The following is a 15128-nucleotide window of genomic DNA, read 5'->3' on the forward strand; positions in this document are numbered from 1 at the left end:
TCGATTAAGAAAAGATAGAAAAATGTGATAATAAATCGTTGTCATTTTATTCTATGAATAATAGTTTACTCAATACGCTTAATGAAATGGTTAATTTTAAATCCGATCAACTTTAAAGATCCAAAATAACTCATGACCCCCATAACGACTAAAATCATCAAACGTCCAAGTCTTGATGGCATACTGCCGGCTGACCAGTCTGGTAACAAATCACTAACTATCCATAACACTATCGCCATTATTATCACCGCAATCATGATTTTGGTTATAAATTTGAACCAACCTGGTTGTGGTTGAAATAATTGTTTTTTCTTCAATTGCCAAAATAATAATCCCGCATTAAAGCACGCAGCAATACTTATTGATAACGCTAATCCAGCATGCTGTAACGGACCAATAAAGGCTAAATTGAGTATTTGTGTTATTCCTAAGGTTAAAATAGCAATTTTAACAGGTGTCTTAATATTTTGTCGTGAATAAAATCCTGGAGCTAATACTTTAATTAACATTAAACCTAATAAACCAACCGAATAGGCTATTAACGCTTTTTGTGTCATCAACGTGTCAATTTCGGTAAAATGACCATACTCAAACAAAGCTGCAACCAATGGTTTGGAAATAACACCTAATCCTACAGCAGCTGGTAACGCCAAAAGAAAACAAAGACGTAACCCCCAGTCCAACAGTTCAGAATAAAGCTGAGTATCGCCTTTAGCAAAACTTTTTGATAATGATGGTAAAAGTATTGTTCCTAACGCCACCGCTAACACTCCCGAGGGAAATTCCATCAACCGATCGGCATAATACATCCAAGATACCGAACCAGAAATAAGAAATGAAGCAAAAATAGTATTAATAATTAATGACACTTGACTAACAGAAACCCCTAAAATGGCTGGTCCCATTTGCTTAAGTACGCGCCATACACCTCTATCGTGTAAATTGAGGCGTGGTAAAACTAACATACCAACCTTTTTTAAATAAGGTAATTGATAAAGTAATTGTAAAATACCTCCTAATAAAACCCCAAATGCTAACGCAAGAATAGGTGGATTGAAAAATTCCGACGCTACAAGTGTTAAACCTATCATGCTAAGGTTCAAAAACGTTGGCGCAAAAGCAGGAACAGAAAAACGGTTCCAAGTATTAAGAATGGCTCCAGCCAACGAAGCAAGTGAAATAAGAAATATATAAGGGAAAGTAATCCGCAACAATAATGATGCTAAAGCAAATTTTTCTACCGGTTCACTAAAACCAGGAGCCGTTATATAAATAATATAGGGTGCACATATCACACCAATGGCAGTAACAAGCGCTAATACTAACGTTAGTAATCCGGCAATATAGGCAATGAACGTTTTAGTCGCTTCTTCTCCTTGCTGGCTTTTATACTCTGCCAAAATAGGGACAAACGCCTGAGAAAAAGCGCCTTCAGCAAAAATACGGCGTAATAAATTCGGTAATTTAAACGCCACAAAAAAGGCATCAGTTGCCATACCAGCACCAAAAAAACGCGCAATAATGGCATCACGGATAAAGCCTAATACCCGTGATACCATAGTCATAGAACTAACTGTTGCTAATGATTTAAGAAGATTCATTAATTGAGTACTCTTTAATAAGTCTGCAATAGGTTATTATTTTTTAATCCAACGATGAAGATCTTTGGGAATATATTGATCAATTTCTTGCAATAGACATGCTGTATCGCTGGAAACAATTAAGGTATGATAAAAACTTTCGCGGATGAATCCTGCCTGAACTGAATGCTCTAAAAAATTGATCATCGGTTGCCAAAAATTCATAACATTGAGTAATGCTACTGGCTTTTCATGATAACCGATTTGAGCACCGGTCCAAACTTCAAATAGTTCTTCTAAAGTTCCAGAACCTCCCGGCATAGCAATAAAAGCATCGGCAAGTTCGGCCATTCGAGCTTTTCGTGCATGCATATTATTAACTACTTCTAACTGAGTTATCCCATGGTGAGCGGTCTCGGCTTTTACTAATGCTTCAGGGATAATACCTATTACTTCACCACCATTCTCTAACACAGCATTAGCAATCTCACCCATTAAACCTCTATTCCCTCCCCCATAGATCAAGCGACGTCCTTGATTAGCCAATCGTTGCCCCAACTCTCGTGCAATAATTTGATATTCTGGGTTATTACCTAAACTTGCACCACAATAAACACAAATGTTTTTTTTCATATTAACCAATAATAAACTACGATTTATTTATCTGATTTATTCTATCATAAAACCAAAATAGCATAACGATTTATTAAAATGATTAATGCCTAACCAATCAAATTACTTTTTGATAAATTATGTTGACTCTTTTTTAAGAGAACGTTAATATTTTTCGCCATGTGTTCCTCCATAGTTCAGTCGGTAGAACGGCGGACTGTTAATCCGTATGTCACAGGTTCAAGTCCTGTTGGAGGAGCCAACTTTCCACTTCATCTCATATCTATACATCTCTATTTGTTTATAAATCAATAATGTCAAAATCAGATTGATGTAACAAAATCATAAACAATTTGGTTGGGGTTGGCTGTATAGGAATCTACTAGTTCAATTTGATCCTTAGAGGATTTTATATTTTCTGTCGGAAGTCTTTTGTTTTCCATAACAGGATGATTAAGTTGTTATGTTTTTTTTATATATTGTTTACTACACTATCATTACTTCATTTTATTATCCACAAATTTGCGTTCGACAAGCTCACCGTCTTTATAGGTTTCTGTGTACAAAAGTTTGCCTTTTTTGTGTACATAGATATTTAGAGATTTCTCGAAAGTTAGAAATAGATAAATGATTATTATATGCGGTATGTATTTTATTTCTATTTTGTTATTTAGTTAAACGAATACAATCCGCATAATCACTCATTTTTATTCAGGAACAAAATCACTAATATTATTAAAGACGATATGATAACTATCACCCATGTTTAATGTTATTTTTTTATAGGTAAATTCAACAAACAGGCTTTGTAATGAGTGAAAATCACGCTCTTTTTTAGATAAAAACTTTTTTGCATATTCAATATACTCAGGGCAACAATCCTTATATTTTTCTGGGTTATCGATTATTTCATTCTGATAGAACTGTTTTTGATACAAATAAGACTCTTTCCGGATCTGATCAAAATATCTTTCTTGGCAAATGGCTTCTAGTTGTGGTGTAGTTTTAATCGCTGTTGATAAAATAAATTTACCTTTATTGTTATGTAGCAGTATATCTTCTTTAAAAGAAAATGGTAAAAATACATTTCCCCTATCAATATCATCAATTAAGCCTTGAAGACCCCCATATTCTATTTCACCAGTTAATAGGAAATCTTGATCCTTGTTATCTATAAATTCAATTTGGAGATCATCTATACCCAGATACAGCTTTTTAATGATAAAAAGCTTCTTACCTTTTTGTACCAGTGAAAAGTCTTCAGGGTTTAATCCTTTTAATGCTAATTTTTCACTGCCTAACTGAATTAAAACAGGATCATGGTCTAACGCAATGACTTTGCTAGAGTTTATGCTTGTTTTTCCCTCTTTATGCGCATAAGCAAAAGAAGTCAAAAAGCTAATAAGTAAAAGTATAGCTATCGTTTTCATTATTTTCCTAATTAAATAGTAGTATGTATAAAATCTATATTAAATTCCCAATATTCATGATCATAATGATTTTAAACACCTGAGTTTACACCGGAAAACTCTGCCAAACTTGTCGGAAAGCCTATTCACACGCAGCAAGGCATAAAAAAATAGAACAAATACGCGAGGGCGATCTGGTTGGGTCGCAGCACGAAACCATTGAAACCACCGCCGAATCCCCTTTTTACACCAAAGAAGGCTGGAAAGATGCCGCCGACCTTACCAAACAAGACCACATACAAACCAAAAATAAAAAATGGTATCGTGTAAAAGGACAAAATTTTCTTTATACTAAGAAAGAAGTTTATAATTTTGAAGTTGAAGGCACTAATATCCAGAGCCCAAAGAAAATTGGAATGAAGCTTATAATACAGCAAGTTCAATTGTTGATGATTGTCTTAAAATTAAAAATTTTGAACGTGCAAAAAATGGCTTAATAAATGATTATAGTTAATAACAACTTACATCTTAATGATGAAGACTTAAATTTCTATCTTGGAAAGTATTATTTTGAAATAGGTGATTATTTAAAAGCTAAAGAAGAATGGTATCATACTGTATCTATAGCAAGTTATAGCGTTTTTGAAGGTGAAGCCCCTAGAGATATAGATTTTCACCAACATCATGATAAGTATATAAAAAATTAAACATATAAAGGGTATAAATGATATGGAATTAACAGATGAATTATACAATCAAATTGTTTCCGAATTAGAACAAGGAGACTTATACGCCGAAGCAGGAAAATATAACAAAGCGATTAAAAAATACGAATCTGCTTTAAATTTAGTTCCTCTCCAAAAAGAAAACTGGGAAATTAGTTTACATATATACACGGCAATGGCAGATAGTTATTTCAATCTAGGCAATTTTCAACAAGCCAATAACAACTATGAACAAGCTTTAAAATGTCCTGACGGATTAGGAAACGGCTATGTATGGTTAGGGCTTGGAGAAACGTATTATGAATTAAGTAATATAGATAAAGCTAAAGATGCATTGATGAGCGCTTATATGCTCGAAGGAAAAGAAATATTTGAAGACGAAGACAATAAATACTTTTCTCTAATACAAGATTATATTTGATAAATAACTTGTTTATTAAACTCTGGTAAATGATAATTCTAAAAAATAAGAATACAGACCATAAACTAAATGTAGAAGATTATGGTTATCCATTTTCCATAGAATATTGGGATTCTAATTGGCTCAGTATTAATATTGAAATTTAAGATTTTCAAGACAATTTTTTTTTGATAATAATGACAATTGCCTTTTATTAACAGAATTAGTTAAATAAAAAGATTGGTTTAATAATCTGAAAAATATCAATTCTGATGAAACTAATGAAATCCATTTTATGGAACCTACTCTATCCTTTAAATTTAAAAATAATGAACTTGAAATAGTTTTAAGGTATAAATTAAACACTAAATATGAAGAGGATTCCGATTCGGAATATTCATTGTTTTTTATCGTTAATGAAAAAGAAATATTGGATATTATTGAAGCATTAGAACGCTATGTTAAAAAATATCCGGAAAAATATATTATTGATTAAATAGTACTCCTTTTAGGAAATCAATATGAATATAGAAGAATTAAAGGCGAAGTATGAAAAATACATTGGAACAGATAAGTTTATGGATCATGTTTTTGCATTAAAAAAAGATTTGTTATCGTCAGATTCCAATGATTTTTTAGAGTATCATTATTTATTAATGAACAATAAGAATTTGGATAGTGGTGAAAGAGACTTTATAAAATCTTTCTTTTACTCAGAAGTCGTTAATGAAAGAGATAAAACTAAAGTCAGGGAGTTTCTATTAAAAAAATTTGAATAAGAAAAAACACCTCAAAAGCAAGCTGAATTGATTTATTATACAATTTGCTGACAGAATGACTCGTCACCTCTAACTGGCAAATACACAAAATCTAGTATAGGGTCTTGCCCCCATAACGAGTAGCAAAGGTATCAATCAACTGAACTTCTCCAATATTTACTGGCGCATAGATTACATCGCCCAGTTACCATTCTTTAGGGTAAAGATTAAACTTCTTTCCATCTATCAAGAAAATATTCATCTTTATCTCTATCGTATACATGAGAAAGTATTAAATAGCGAATATATACAGATTTAAAGAAAGTTAATCCATATTGAGATATCTCCCTCCAACAGCTTAAATATCGCTAATAGCTGCATCTGCTTCTTCTGTTATAGCAGTACTTACATATGGCAGCCGATATTAGTACCTGACTGTAGAGTATTCAATAATAATTGAATGAATATTTTTAAAAACTGATCAAAAAGACATTTCTATTCTAGCTACCTTAGCTATTATTTAAACATTTTTTTCAAAGCTATCCAGTATCAACCTCTATATCAATAGAGATCTCCATATTCATCTATATTGTAATTATCTGGGTTCATATTGGTTATATACCCTTGTTCTACATCTTTTTTCATACCATCAATTAGACTGGGAACAACTTGATAAAAATTTAACCATCTATTTTGGTAATAATCTGTTTTTTCTTTATCATCCAGTAAATAAAATAGTTTAAATAGCAATTCATCTTCCTTATCAAAGAAATAAGGGTCTGTTATATATGAAGAGGCAAAATCTTTGTATTCAATAATTACGTTCGCTGCCTCATCATATTTACGTTGTGCAATAAGCGCCTTCCATAGATTGTAATATACGATATTTAGGTAATCATTATTCAGTTTGCTTTTTTTCTCTTTATCATAACTCAATCTGTCAGGAACTATCTTATTCAAGATAAACCAACATTCATCGGTTACTTTGTTATATTCTTTCTTTTCAAAATACAGTTGCATTAACCTTACTCTGGCTAAGGCAAATTGAGGATCTATTTTTAAGGCTTGCTGATATGCCATTTCAGCTTCTTCTTGATCACCTTTTGCATAGGCTATTAACCCTTTTAGCTCATAAATTTCTTTATAATTCGAATCGAGTGCTAATGCTTTTTCAGCATACTCTAATGCTAAATCAAGCTCTCCATTACTATAATAGCAACTTGCCAATAATCCTAAATACATTTTTTCTTGGGGAAATTCTAAATTTAACTGATGTAAGATAGCTATAGCTTTAGCTGTATCTCCAAACAACCGTTCATAATTTACTTCTTCTAATAATTCATCTGCTTCTTGTTCTGTCATCACTGTATCCTCTAAAGATATTTCTTTAAACGCTTTTATGTCGATAATTTGGATATTTTGAGAAATAATGTATCTTTTATAAATACTCTTTTTTATTTATATCATTCTCCATTCAAGAGTTTATTATAATATTGAATATTTTTCTCAATCCCTTCTATTGTATGTCGTTTTGAATAAATCTCGGAAGTATCATCTTCATTTCGACAAGTCACGATGATATCTAATGCTTTTCATGCTGCAAAACTATTGGCTTGTTGGAGTACACCTGTTTTACCGCCAAGACTTGGTGCAGCTTGAGCTTGCCCTGCTTGTGTCGTCGAAAAGAAAATAGGAGCAATATAATCATAATCGTGTTCTTCCACCAAACGTTGCATCAGAACCGATCCCACCTTTCCACACCTGCCTACAAACCAACATTCTTCATATTTTATTTCCAAAAGTAGAAGTTATAGCAAGAGAAACTTATGCTATTAAAAAAATATCATCGTAAATAAGCAAGATAAGCATGATCTTGTAGCTGATAAAATCTTATCCTGACGTTAAATATCATTCGTTTTTAGAACTCAATATATAGATAAGGTAAGCGTATTTTTTATTGCTAATAAGGAAAAACTAATGACGTTATCCATATAATTTTAGTGATCTTTTGACCAGAAACATTTGTATAAAATTAATGTTCACTATGAGTTTTCCACAGAAAAAATGTCATCATATATAAAAAGTTATTCATAAAATGTCCGCCATACTGATCGGTAATAATCAAAACTTTTTCATCCTGTTGACGTTTTATATCATTAAGTTTTGCTGCAAATTTAGCACTTTGCCAGGGAGGAACGCGATCATCCTTTAATCCTACCGACACCATGACATTAGGATATTTAACACCTTCTTTTAAATTTAAATAAGTATCAATATTAACCAAATTTTCTAACTCATGTTTTTTAAAAGGAGAACCAAATTCCTCAAAATTAGCCATTCCAATTGGAATTTTATCTAATCGACTCATATTCAACATGCCAACTTTAATTGATGCAGCAGCAAAAAGATCCGGACGCTTTATTAATGCCATACCTATCACAATACCGCCCGCACTATTTCCACTTATCACCAATTTAGAGGGTTGAGTATATTGATTATGAATTAAATATTCGGCGCATTTGATGAAATCATTAATTGAATTTTGTTTTTTATAACCTCTACCATCATCATGCCATTTCGGCCCTAATTCTCCACCGCCTCTCACATGAGCGATGGCAATGATTCCCCCTTTTTCAAGCCATATTAATCGCGAAGCATCATAATTGGGAAATTCACTTTCACCATAGGCACCATACGCTGTTAACCAAGTTGGTGCACTACGATCAAATTTCATTCCTTTTTTATAAATGAGTGTTAATGGAATAAGCGTTCCATCATTGGATTTAACCCATTTTTGTTCAGAATCATATTCTGAAAATAAAGTATGATCTGGATTTAAAATCTTTGAATCTTCAATTAACTGATTATTTGGATGATAACGAAATATTTTTGGTGGGCTAGTCCAACTTTGCTGCGTAAATAGAATCTCATTTTGCTCTGAATTCGTAAATATAGCCGTTACTTCATTATTATTTGAAATAGGAATGTTTTTGATATGATGAATATCAGCAAAAGGAATAGACACAAATTTTAATTGCCCTGAATCGTGATATGTCATATAAATCGCCTCTTGATTGGCGACAAAATTGGTTAAATCTCCGTTTTGCCATTCAATAATTTTTTCTGCTGATTGATGGATATGATTAAGATTTACCCGAAAAATACTATAGCCTGAATAATCATTATATTTAGCCAGAAATAACCAATCATCTTTTAGCAAAAAATCCGTAACATTCTGTTTTCTATTAATGATTTTTTCCCAACTGACATTGTTTTGCTTAAGGTTTTCACGAGGTAACCTATATAAATCAATATTATAGCCAGATATTGAAGATGAAGTGGAAGCTACCGCCCAATTGGAAGCAAGTGATAAAAATGTATTTTGATCGGTTCTGGCATCGTAGTTCACTAGCTGATCTTTACCAAAAATTTTAATGTCTTTCTTGCTATCTGAACCTAAGCGATGAAAAAACATTTCTTCGATACCGGCTTTTATATTATTGGCATGATATAAATTATTCCTATGGTAGAAAAAAGATAAATTATCCTCCGCCCACAACAAATTTGTGTCAGTAATGCCCGATATGTGATCTGCAAGATGTGTTCGGGTTTTTAAATTAAACACTTTTATTGTAGAAACATTCGAACCATTTTCAGCAATACTATAAGCAATATATTGCCCATCATAAGAAGGATAGAAATCATAAATACCGTAACCGGCAGGGGGATCAATCAATAGCGTTTCTTTACCAAAACGATCTTTCACAAAGAGACGATTATAAGGATACTGAGCTGTTTGTTTAAAATAAAAAGTATTGTTACCTTGTAATCTAATATAAAAAATTATTGGCTCAGTTCCATATTCAGTTAATTCTTCAAGTCGTTTTTTAGTCGGAGCAAACCAATCCAACTTTTCAAGAATTTTGATTGAACGATCAGATTCAGATAATAACCAATGATGCGTTTTTTCTTGCTCAGTTTCCATCCAATTATAAGGATCATACCTGACAATTTTTTCTAAATTTATCAACCTATTTTGGCTGGAACATGCAATAACACATAATGACAATACAAGAAATAAAATAATTAATACTTTTTTTCTAAGTAACATTCAATGATGCCTACCTTGATAAAGCGCTATAAATTATCTTAAACATCTAAACATCACCCTTCAAAGGTTAATGATTAAATTAGCTTAATGATTCTAACTGCTAAAGCTATTTTTGGATGTTATATATACCAGTATATTAAGCTTGTGAAAATAAAACACAAGTAAATCAATTATAGCTTTTTCCACATTTATATGACGATTTTGTGGAAAAGCTAAATAGATTATATTCAATTTCCATGATAAAGAATTTATTGTGCACAGCAGCCATTATGCCTTTTGCAAAATCCTTAGTTTTTCGCTATTCCAGTCTTTTCTTAGCTGCTATGGCGTGTGCCGTGCTGTTGTTTAACTTTAGAAAGCCGATGTGGATTTTCACCTAGCCATGGCTGTAAAGCATGTTTTTATCTATAAAGTGTCGCCGCAGCGATCTACTTTACCAATCAGTGTACTGTTTTCTGATGGTTTCAATAGTAATTGCGTTGCCGCACTGGATCGAGGCTAAGATGATTGGACACTAGTGTAAGAAATTTATTTAAATCTTAATTAATTTGTTAAACTTAATCCATCATTGTTATCAGAATAATATCGTTGATCTTTTAGATTACTGATGTTTAGACCAACTATTTTATATAAGTAAAGTTTTGTTTTTTTTATACCCTACCACCAATCAGGTATGGGCAATTCCTGAAATTCTCTCCATTCCTTACTAAATAAATTATTTAATGCATTATCTGGATTTTCACCTATAATCAGAACACTTCCATCATATAAAGAATATATTTTTTTATTTTCGTCTATGACTAAATAAGATGTTCCATCAATATTTCCTATGGGAATTAAATTTTTAGAACCTATTATTTTAGGGTAATCATTTATAATAACTTCATCATAATCATAACTTACTGGAGTATATATATTAAAATCAATTACTCTATCGTTTCCTTTTACCTTAATATCAACATACAATTGCCCATATTCTTTATAAAAAGAAACAAAAGAATCTGATATGATATAGCCTTTAATTGCTAAAAATTCTATTTCTTTTTTTATTTTTTTCTCTCTCCCTAATTCCCATCCTGCTTTTTTTAATATTTCTATCGTTTCCTTTGTTTTCATCAGATTTTATTTTATTTTTTTTCTTTAATAAATCTTCATACCTAATAAACCCTTCTTTCCTTAAATCTCTTAAATATAAGACTCATTAACTATTTATCTCAAAGAATAAATAAATTATGATTAACTAAACTAGTGAACATTAACTATTGAAATATAACCTATCTACATATTTTATTTATCCCTTATTAAACACAAAATAAAATTAATCTATACCAAATATTTTTTTCAATATATCAATTCTTTGCCCAGTAAATTCTTTTGTAGAAAATGAAATATTTTTTAATTTCTCATTTAAGAAATCCAATCCTTTTTCTATTGTCAAAATATTTTTATAAAAAGATGGATCTTTATCAAAAATACCTTCATGTAATATTAATTTATCTTGTTCTAACTCATCAAGTAACCTAGTTGGGCTCGCAATACTTCCAATATGTAGAAACATTCTCTCAAACTGGTAACTAGATTCTATTTTTCTAAGACTAGCCATCCTTAGAATAATTAGTTTAGATATTTCATCAAGATATTGATTATAATTCTCATTCATTTGTTTATTTTTAATAGTTTAAACTTTCAGTTATATCTGCTGCTTCCGCGTCTTGAGTATAAAAAGGCAGTTCTTCTATCCGTCTTTTTTCCAATTCGGCGGTAATTCCATATTCTTTACAGGTTTGAGCATGAGCTTCATTATATGGCCTTGCCTTCATTCATTTCATCTATTAAAAAAGCTTTATCTGTTGCTGAGTCTTCTAATTCGCGGTTCTGTATACTTTCCATTTTCTCTATCATAATCTAATTTAAAGCCTCAGGTTCACCTGCATTAGGATTTTGTTATTTCAGGTTTACTTATCTCTTTTGTGGCACTAGTTAACCTTACTTCTTCCTACAATACCAGATTTATATTTCGTTATAGGTTAAAGCTTTCAGGTATATGAAACTGCAATGCAAAGACTTGCCCATTAGATGTTTCAAAATTAGTATTTATACTTTTATAATCAGCCCAATGTTGATAAGTATTGTGATAGCTAGCTCTTATTTCATTTGTGTTTTAATGCATCTAACATTATTTTTATCCCAGATATTAATTTTGAGTTTTCGAATATAGTTGTTAATGAAGAACTTGTTTCATTTCGGTATTGATTCCATCTGATTGTCGTTTTTCTAGTCAAAGATTCAACTGACTTTAATCTGAAATCTAATCCTTTTATTTTCCTCAGCTCATTTAATTATTAAATCAGTAAGTTCGGCTTCTGCTGTCTTAGCTTGAGCTATAAGTTCTTCTGCTGTTATTTGTTCGATACTTTTCTCATTCGCACTGTTACCTTTTTCCTGAAAACGCAGTTTTTACTCATAAATTTTTATATCTTTCAATACATAAAAAATATAGGATAGTAAAATTAGCTACCAATTTTAAATATTACTCATTTTTTTCAAATCCATCTAAGTATTCAATGCCTTTTTTAGTAATTATTACACTAGAATTTTCTCTTACCCATTCAATATAAGATTTTTCAAGTAAATTATTAATGATGATTAATAATTCTTTATGGTAAACAACTTCAGGACATTTCATCATTACCCTCATATCAATACTTTTTAAATTGATAGCTTTTGTATGATTAGTTTCTTTAATAATTTTTAATATTTCAATATTTTTCTGCATTATTTAATTCTTTTCCATCATTTATTTATTATTTTAATGCTTTTGGGTGATCTATTATCTGCTCTATAAGTTCTTTTACTTTTGTTACATTTTTAGATGTCAAAGATGCTTCTTCGTTTGATCTTGTACCTGTTTCTATATGTGCAAGAGATCCACTATCGCCATCTTCAGCTATCGTATCAAAAGGGGTTTCATGTTCTGCTAACTTTTTATGTGTTCCCTCTTTTTTTTCTGGGAACACAGCTTTTCTCTGACCTACTGAGTATAATCAATGGTCTTATTAACCCCATCTTGACTTTATTTGATGTATTTTTCCAATGCTCTGCTGTAGCTATTGTTTCCTGCGCCACTTATCCTTTTGCTGCATTTTGCCCATTTCTTCCTCCGGGTATTCCTCCCATACTAAGAAGTAAAGCTATATTTTGCGGATCTCTTTCGGTTGCAGCATGATAAGCAGTTGCTTCAGCAACAAAAAAACTTTGGGCTGAAGCTTTGGCAACCTGTTCGGCATCAAAACCCTTGGTATCTGACAGGTAATAGCATTAGCTCCGCCATAAGTACCAAATATAGACCTTCCTATAAATCCATTTATAAAAAGGCCTCTTTAAATAATCAGTTCTATTTGTAGAAATAATAAACTTATCGAATTCCTTGTTAAATAGGTGATAACTCTTCTATAATCGCTTCCCAATAATAATCTAAACTTTGATAATTATTATTTAATTTATTCATTTTTTGTTCAAAATCATTAAAATAATGTGATCTATTTTCTTTATCATTTTTCCAATTATTTAAAAAAAATTCATAATAATAAATAGAGAATAGAAACTGAAATAATCCTACATTTAATATTGTTTTTTTCTTATTTGAAGGAAAAAATAAATAAACTTGCTTAGTTGTAATACTATATATTATCTTTCTGCTTTCACTATCATCTAAAATCAATTCTTTATTATTTAGATAGTTAATTTCTTTTGTAAATTTAAAGTCTAATTCTGTCGAATTTGGTAAACCGATATTAAATAGTATTTCTGCATCTTCAATATTTAAACTATCTCTTAATTCATTGTTATCGTTTTTTATAATTAAATTATCTTTAAAAAATAATTTGATTTGCTCTAGTTTATTTTTCATTCTTCTCCTTTATTAGTAGGATAAACTGGTTTTCCTGATCTTTTTGAAAAAATCAGTATTCTTTTCAGCCTTTCCAGCTTTTCTAGCTGTTCTGGTTTCTTTTGTTGAAGTTGTAGTTCTCTCTCTTACTATAGGTAGAAAGGGAACTACAACGTAAAAGGCAAAGTATGTTCTAGAAAATTTTTTTATACTGCCGCTTAAATAACCAATAACAATCAGGTTAGAAAACAGTAAGGAAAGATAGATTTCTTCATTTTTAATCTCTTTTATAAACTTCAATGTTTTTATTATCCATAAAGTTTGCTGATTGCAAATCATATTTTTAATCCTTAATAAACAGGATAAAAATAAAATAGCCTTACGTTTGTTCTCTTTATTTCCTTTGTGACTTCATAAATTTTTCTATTTCTGCAAAATTTTGTAATTATTTCACCATTAACTATGGTTTCATAAATTTACGTTCGACAAGCTCACCGTCTTTATAGGTTTCTGTGTACAAAAGTTTGCCTTTTTTGCGAGTGGATAAGATGGGTTCATACAGTTCATTATATTGTTGTTCTAATTGATGACATTTCCAAATACCAACAGGCAGGCCATTTTTGTATTCCGATTCGAGATAAATATAACCGATACCTAGAGGCGCATATTTACTGCCTGTTATCTCTATCCATACCCCCTCGCGAGTATGGTTTTGAACTAAACCTTCCTCTGTATCATTAAGATCTGTATTTTGAAAAGAACCATTAGTATCATAATAGCGGATAAATTTGCCTTGGGGTGTCAGTTGGTATGTTCTTTTTTCATTAGCAGCACTGTCTGTCTCATCACTACCAAGATCCCTAATAATTATTTTCCCATTGTTATAATGGAAAAATCGATAGCTTCTACCCAGATCATTTCCATATTCGTAAGTGGCTGCTAATTTATCCACAATTTGATCAGAGCTGATAGAGATAATGGATTGAAAAATAAGGTGTCTTCCATACTCGCAATGGTTGCATTCTAACTCAAGGTTCTCAGTGGTGAGTAGAAACAGATCAAACTGAGAAAAGCCGGCTATTTTTTCCACATGAACTGCAATCTTCTGGTTTAAAATATCGTTGATATTAAATGGGATATCATAGGAATCCTGAACAACCTGCTTTAAATTTTCTTGGGTTAAAGTAATCTTATAGGATTGTTCTGATTGGGACTGCTTATTTAAATTTCTGAGCAATTCATAAAAAGCTTTTTCACTCCCCGAACGTTCACTTTCTGTTTCTGCATGTTGCCAATGTGTGGCAAAAGGATATAAAACATGTTTATCACCAATTGGCGGGCTGGCAAGCGGAGCTTGCATAATTTGGGTAATAAGATCGTCTTTTTTATTTTTATTAATCGGTTGGCTATTCGCCATTTGCTTACAACCTATCATAAATAGGATGGTAAAACATACTATTATCAATCTCATTGCCAATATTCCTTGTTTATTTTTTACAATGTTTCCCCGTTCTTTAAAAAAACGCTTGTATAGAATAACGGATGCAGTATATGAGTGCGGTTTTCAGAATTTATGGAGAGTATATACCTGATTTCAGATAATAGTAAATTTATTTCCTCTTTATTTTAGGTGGATTTTTAATT

General features: G+C 31.1%; 17 protein-coding genes, 1 tRNA gene and 1 pseudogene. 5 read left to right on the plus strand and 14 right to left on the minus strand.

Features of this window, described 5'->3' with window-relative positions:
• Positions 1–65: 65 nt before the first annotated feature.
• Positions 66–1601: a murein biosynthesis integral membrane protein MurJ gene (gene murJ / locus JMI89_RS00535; RefSeq protein ID WP_220679043.1), complete on the minus strand. Its 1536-nt coding sequence runs from the start codon at positions 1599–1601 to the stop codon at positions 66–68.
• Between the two features lie 36 nt (positions 1602–1637).
• On the minus strand, positions 1638–2213 hold the full coding sequence (locus tag JMI89_RS00540; protein WP_187755588.1) for a TIGR00730 family Rossman fold protein: 576 nt from the start codon (positions 2211–2213) through the stop codon (positions 1638–1640).
• Positions 2214–2378: 165 nt separating this feature from the next.
• Here JMI89_RS00540 and JMI89_RS00545 point away from each other — a divergent pair.
• Positions 2379–2454: transfer RNA gene (locus JMI89_RS00545), tRNA-Asn, on the plus strand.
• A 445-nt stretch (positions 2455–2899) separates the two neighbouring features.
• Here JMI89_RS00545 and JMI89_RS00550 read toward each other — a convergent pair.
• Complete coding sequence (locus tag JMI89_RS00550; protein WP_220679044.1) at positions 2900–3622, minus strand: hypothetical protein; 723 nt, start codon at positions 3620–3622, stop codon at positions 2900–2902.
• 479 nt (positions 3623–4101) lie between these two features.
• On the opposite strand from JMI89_RS00550, the gene JMI89_RS00555 reads away from it, so the two are divergent.
• The 4 genes from JMI89_RS00555 (at position 4102) to JMI89_RS00570 (ending at position 5505) form a co-directional block, all read left to right on the plus strand.
• Positions 4102–4308 carry a hypothetical protein gene (locus tag JMI89_RS00555; protein ID WP_220679045.1) on the plus strand — a complete coding sequence of 69 codons (207 nt, stop codon included), beginning with the start codon at positions 4102–4104 and terminating at the stop codon, positions 4306–4308.
• 22 nt (positions 4309–4330) lie between these two features.
• Complete coding sequence (locus JMI89_RS00560) at positions 4331–4747, plus strand: tetratricopeptide repeat protein (protein ID WP_220679046.1); 417 nt, start codon at positions 4331–4333, stop codon at positions 4745–4747.
• A gap of 274 nt (positions 4748–5021) precedes the next feature.
• Entirely contained in the window at positions 5022–5222 is a 201-nt protein-coding gene (locus JMI89_RS00565) for a hypothetical protein (RefSeq protein WP_220679047.1), read from the plus strand.
• Between the two features lie 25 nt (positions 5223–5247).
• Positions 5248–5505, plus strand: coding sequence for a hypothetical protein (locus JMI89_RS00570; protein WP_220679048.1), 258 nt, complete (start codon positions 5248–5250; stop codon positions 5503–5505).
• A gap of 540 nt (positions 5506–6045) precedes the next feature.
• Here JMI89_RS00570 and JMI89_RS00575 read toward each other — a convergent pair.
• The 11 genes and pseudogenes from JMI89_RS00575 to JMI89_RS00625 form a co-directional block, all read right to left on the minus strand.
• Positions 6046–6846: a lipopolysaccharide assembly protein LapB gene (locus tag JMI89_RS00575; RefSeq protein WP_220679049.1), complete on the minus strand. Its 801-nt coding sequence runs from the start codon at positions 6844–6846 to the stop codon at positions 6046–6048.
• 167 nt (positions 6847–7013) lie between these two features.
• Positions 7014–7270 (minus strand): annotated as a pseudogene (locus JMI89_RS00580) (aspartate-semialdehyde dehydrogenase); the annotation flags it as partial.
• 246 nt (positions 7271–7516) lie between these two features.
• Complete coding sequence (locus JMI89_RS00585; protein WP_220679051.1) at positions 7517–9595, minus strand: prolyl oligopeptidase family serine peptidase; 2079 nt, start codon at positions 9593–9595, stop codon at positions 7517–7519.
• 657 nt (positions 9596–10252) lie between these two features.
• On the minus strand, positions 10253–10711 hold the full coding sequence (locus tag JMI89_RS00590) for an SUKH-3 domain-containing protein (RefSeq protein ID WP_065733581.1): 459 nt from the start codon (positions 10709–10711) through the stop codon (positions 10253–10255).
• Between the two features lie 202 nt (positions 10712–10913).
• Positions 10914–11255: a hypothetical protein gene (locus JMI89_RS00595; protein ID WP_220679052.1), complete on the minus strand. Its 342-nt coding sequence runs from the start codon at positions 11253–11255 to the stop codon at positions 10914–10916.
• A 10-nt stretch (positions 11256–11265) separates the two neighbouring features.
• Positions 11266–11415, minus strand: coding sequence for a hypothetical protein (locus JMI89_RS00600; protein WP_220679053.1), 150 nt, complete (start codon positions 11413–11415; stop codon positions 11266–11268).
• A 710-nt stretch (positions 11416–12125) separates the two neighbouring features.
• The gene (locus JMI89_RS00605) at positions 12126–12371 is read right to left on the minus strand and encodes a hypothetical protein (RefSeq protein WP_220679054.1); all 246 of its coding nucleotides are present in this window, start codon (positions 12369–12371) and stop codon (positions 12126–12128) included.
• Positions 12372–12399: 28 nt separating this feature from the next.
• Complete coding sequence (locus JMI89_RS00610) at positions 12400–12612, minus strand: hypothetical protein (protein WP_220679055.1); 213 nt, start codon at positions 12610–12612, stop codon at positions 12400–12402.
• A 413-nt stretch (positions 12613–13025) separates the two neighbouring features.
• Positions 13026–13505 (minus strand): hypothetical protein, encoded by a 480-nt coding sequence (locus JMI89_RS00615; RefSeq protein WP_220215764.1) that lies wholly within the window; start codon positions 13503–13505, stop codon positions 13026–13028.
• Positions 13506–13517: 12 nt separating this feature from the next.
• Positions 13518–13823 carry a hypothetical protein gene (locus JMI89_RS00620; RefSeq protein WP_220679056.1) on the minus strand — a complete coding sequence of 102 codons (306 nt, stop codon included), beginning with the start codon at positions 13821–13823 and terminating at the stop codon, positions 13518–13520.
• Positions 13824–13944: 121 nt separating this feature from the next.
• Positions 13945–14901, minus strand: a complete 957-nt coding sequence (locus JMI89_RS00625) for a hypothetical protein (protein WP_220679057.1) — start codon at positions 14899–14901, stop codon at positions 13945–13947.
• Positions 14902–15128 lie beyond the last annotated feature (227 nt).

It is taken from the genome of Frischella sp. Ac48 (assembly GCF_019641635.1).
GTDB classification, from domain to species: Bacteria; Pseudomonadota; Gammaproteobacteria; order Enterobacterales; family Orbaceae; genus Frischella; species Frischella japonica.